This window comes from Shimia sp., assembly GCF_041624275.1.
Lineage (GTDB): Bacteria > Pseudomonadota > Alphaproteobacteria > Rhodobacterales > Rhodobacteraceae > Shimia.
Genome location: NZ_JBFJVE010000292.1, coordinates 1 through 2,361 on the forward strand (window position 1 = coordinate 1; position 2,361 = coordinate 2,361).

General features: G+C 69.0%; 2 protein-coding genes and 1 pseudogene. 1 reads left to right on the plus strand and 2 read right to left on the minus strand.

What is annotated here, in order from left to right:
• Positions 1 to 847 (plus strand): annotated as a pseudogene (locus ABZD10_RS15270) (chromosome segregation protein SMC); the annotation flags it as partial.
• A 100-nt stretch (positions 848 to 947) separates the two neighbouring features.
• Here the strand turns inward: ABZD10_RS15270 and ABZD10_RS15275 are convergent.
• Both ABZD10_RS15275 and ABZD10_RS15280 read right to left on the minus strand, forming a co-directional pair.
• Positions 948 to 2,126 (minus strand): lytic murein transglycosylase, encoded by a 1,179-nt coding sequence (locus ABZD10_RS15275; RefSeq protein WP_372887831.1) that lies wholly within the window; start codon positions 2,124 to 2,126, stop codon positions 948 to 950.
• Between the two features lie 59 nt (positions 2,127 to 2,185).
• The gene (locus ABZD10_RS15280; RefSeq protein WP_372887833.1) at positions 2,186 to 2,320 is read right to left on the minus strand and encodes a hypothetical protein; all 135 of its coding nucleotides are present in this window, start codon (positions 2,318 to 2,320) and stop codon (positions 2,186 to 2,188) included.
• Positions 2,321 to 2,361 lie beyond the last annotated feature (41 nt).

Consider the following 2,361-nt stretch of genomic DNA (forward strand, 5'->3'; position numbering starts at 1 on the left):
CGACGCCGAGCGCAGCGCCAGCGAGGCCCGCGAGGCGCGGGCCCGGGCCGAGGCGCGGGCCGAGGCGGCGCGCGAGACCGTGTCCTATGCCGCCGAGCGCATCTACGAGGAACAGCAGCTGTCGCCAGCGGCGCTGCTCGAGCGGCTCGGCGTGGTCCCCGACCGGATCGCCGACAGCCACGCCATCGAGGCCGATGTCAACCGGCTGAAGCGCCAGCGCGACAGTCTCGGCGCGGTCAACCTGCGGGCCGAGGAGGACGCCAAGGAAGTGCAGCAGGAACATGACCTGCTGGTCACCGAGAAGGCCGACCTGGAAGAGGCGATCCGTGCCCTGCGCAGCGGCATCGCCAGTCTCAACCGCGAGGGGCGTGAAAGGCTGCTGACCGCCTTTGAACAGGTGAACTCGAATTTCACCATGCTGTTCCGCCACCTCTTCGGCGGCGGCGAGGCCAATCTGGTGCTGGTGGAAAGCGATGATCCGCTGGAGGCGGGGCTGGAGATCATGTGCCAGCCGCCGGGCAAGAAACTGTCGACGCTGAGCCTGTTGTCGGGCGGCGAGCAGACGCTGACCGCGCTGGCGCTGATCTTCGCGGTCTTCCTGGCCAACCCGGCGCCGATCTGCGTTCTCGACGAGGTCGACGCGCCGCTGGACGACGCCAATGTGACCCGGTTCTGCGACCTGCTGGACGAGATGTGCCGCCGCACCAACACCCGGTTCCTGATCATCACCCACCACGCGGTGACCATGGCGCGGATGGACCGTCTGTTCGGGGTGACCATGGCCGAACAGGGGGTGTCGCAGCTGGTCTCGGTGGATCTCAAGGCGGCGGAAACGATGGTCGCCTGAGGCCGCTTTGGGGCGCGCTTTGGGGGCGCTGCCCCCGGCACCGGAAATGGCGCCATTCCCGGCGCCTCCCCCGGGATATTTCAGGCAAGAGAAAGCCGGTTCAGAGAAGGTTCAGCAATGCCGGCGTGGGCCAGGCGTCGGCGGGCAGGCCGAGGCGGACCTGTTCGGCCTGCACCGCGGCGCGGGTCTTGGCGCCGAGGATGCCGTCGATCTTGCCGACGTCATGGCCGCGCGCCTTGAGCTTTCTCTGCAACCGTTTCATCCCGGCCCCGTCCAGCCCCGGCTCGGGGCGGCCGGCATCATAGGGGGCGGCGCCCTCGAGACGGGTGGCGAAATAGGCCGCCGTGGTCACGTAGACGAAGCTCTGGTTCCATTCGAAATAGACCCGGAAATTCGGATAGGCGAGAAAGGCCGGCCCCCGGCGCCCCTGGGGCAGCAGCAGCGAGGCCTCGAGGTCGGCCAGCCGGCCCTGGCGCGGCCGCACCCCGAGCCGCGCCCATTGCGCCGCCGGCAGGCTGTGGTCGAGACCGGATTTCGACCAGTCGAGATCCTGCGGCAGCGTGACCTCCTGAAGCCAGGGCTGGTTGGCGCGCCAGCCGAGATGCTGCAGCATCTTGGCCCCCGACATCAGCGCATCCTGCGGCGAGGACTTGAGGTCGACGCGGCCGTCGCCATCGCCGTCGACGCCGTTCTCGATGATGTCGGCGGGCAGCATCTGCACCATGCCGATCTCGCCCGCCCAGGCGCCGGTGGTCCGGCCCGGCGAGAAGGCGCCAGCCTCGTAGAGGTCGAGCGCGGCGAAGACCTGGGGCCGGAACAGGCCCGGGCGGCGGCAGTCATGGGCCAGGGTGACCAGCGAGTTCAGGGTGTTGAAATCGCCCTGAAAGGCGCCGTAGTCGGTTTCGAAGGCCCAGAAGGCCAGCAGCACGCCGCGCGAGACGCCGTATTGACGCTCGATCCGCTCGAAGGTGGCACTGTGCTTGGCGGCCTTGGCGCGGCCGGTATCGATCCGGTTCTGGCTGATCAGGCGGCGCGAGAAATCGACGAAGGGCATCTGGAACACGCCCTGGGCGCGGTCGGCCTTGAGGGTGCGCGCATCGTGGCGGACATTGGCGAAGAAGGCCTCGACATCGGCCTTGGCATGGCCTCTCGAGATCGCCTCTTGCTTCAGGCCGCCGACGAAGCCGGAAAAGGCGCCGCCGCAGGGCACGTCGGCGCGCAGGGTGCTGGCGCTGGCGGCGGAAAATGTCAGAGCGGCAAGAAGCAGGGGCAGACGCATGGAAACCTCGCAAATGAATATCGGCCGAGGGTATCAGGTCGCGGCCTCAGGGCAAGCGCTCAGATCAGCGCCAGCAGCACCGGGATGGCCAGCGCCAGCGCCCAGCTGTGCCAGAGCGCCCGGCAGGCGGCATCGATGTCAGCGGCGCCGAGGGCGCGCCGCCCTTCGGGGTTGACGAAGGGAAAGTCGCGCATTTCCCCGTCTTAGGCGCGCGGCCCGGCGAGGGCGACACCGA

Coding starts and splice junctions, on each gene's coding strand:
- ABZD10_RS15275 (WP_372887831.1), bottom strand. CDS start 2,126: ATGCGTCTGCCCCTGCTTCTTGCCGCTCTGACATTTTCCGCCGCCAGC.
- ABZD10_RS15280 (WP_372887833.1), bottom strand. CDS start 2,320: ATGCGCGACTTTCCCTTCGTCAACCCCGAAGGGCGGCGCGCCCTCGGC.